Source organism: Arthrobacter sp. efr-133-R2A-63 (assembly GCF_030209795.1).
In the GTDB taxonomy this organism is placed as follows: Bacteria; Actinomycetota; Actinomycetes; order Actinomycetales; family Micrococcaceae; genus Arthrobacter; species Arthrobacter bambusae_A.
Genome location: NZ_JARVRG010000033.1, coordinates 1 through 1,227 on the forward strand (window position 1 = coordinate 1; position 1,227 = coordinate 1,227).

At 64.4% G+C, this 1,227-nt stretch carries 1 protein-coding gene; it reads left to right on the forward strand.

The window, feature by feature from the left end; all coding sequences use genetic code 11:
* Window positions 1–189: 189 nt before the first annotated feature.
* Window positions 190–1,227 (forward strand): IS110 family RNA-guided transposase (locus QRN45_RS18105; RefSeq protein WP_502870732.1); only part of this gene is annotated, 1,038 nt, incomplete at its 3' end.

Genomic DNA, 1,227 nt, shown 5'->3' on the forward strand with positions numbered 1-1,227 from the left:
CGTTACCTTTTTAGCAGCCCTTAACGAGTAAGAATTGGGGTTGTTGGCCTGTCGGTCCCGGCATGATTAAGTCCCCCAGTCATCAATGATCCGGGGGGTGTTGTCACCGGGATTCGATAGGCGCCAGGGGATCGCTAATGGGGACCGGACCAGCGCAATGAAACACCGCGTAGGTCAGCCGTAACGTGGATGCCGAGCCTTGCCGCCGCAGGACATGCCAACACAGATTTGACGGACACAAATTCTGGGAGGTTTGCGTTGATCAAAGACCATGAACTCGTCGACATCTTCATCGGTGTTGACGTCGGCAAGAGCCATCACCACGCGGTCGGCATCGACCGCCAGGGCAAGAAGATCCTCGACCGGGCGCTGCCCCAGGACGAGGCAAAACTGCAAGCCATCATCCGCTCCGTCGCCGGCAACGGACGCGTATTGTTGGTCGTTGACCAGCCCTCCACCATCGGCGCCCTGCCCGTCGCTGTGGCTCAGGCGGAAGGCATCATGGTCGGCTACCTGCCCGGTCTGGCCATGCGGCGCATCGCGGACCTACACCCAGGCGAGGCCAAAACGGACGCCCGAGACGCAGCAATAATTGCCGAAGCCGCCCGGTCCCTGCCGCACACCCTACGCTCCATCGTGGTCGCCGACGAGCAGGCCGCGGAGCTGTCGATGCTGTGCGGTTTTGATGACGATCTGGCCAAGCAGGCCACGGCCACCTCCAACCGGATCCGCGGGCTCCTGACCCAGGTCCACCCTGCCCTGGAACGAGTCATCGGCAAGCACCTGGACCACCCTGCCATGGCCGAACTGCTGATCAAATACCCGACGCCGGAGACGCTGCGCAAAGCCGGCCAGAACCGGGTCACCACCCTCCTGTCCCGCCATGCGCCGCGGGCCGGGAAAGGCTGGGCGGCGGACGTCTTCACCGCGTTGGGAGAGCAGACCGTCGTGGTCGCCGGCACCAACGCCGCAGGCATCGTCCTGCCCCAACTGGCGGCCATGCTCAAGCAGCTGCGCACCGCCCGAGACGAGATCCTCACCCAGGTCGAAGCACTTGTGGAGGCCCACCCTCTTCACACCGTCCTGACCTCCATGCCGGCGGTCGGGGTCAGGACGGAAGCGCGCATCCTCACCGAGATTGCGGGCAAGGAATTCAAGTCCGCCGGACACCTCGCCTCCTACGCCGGACTCGCCCCAGTGACCTGGCGGTCGGGAACCTCGATCCGC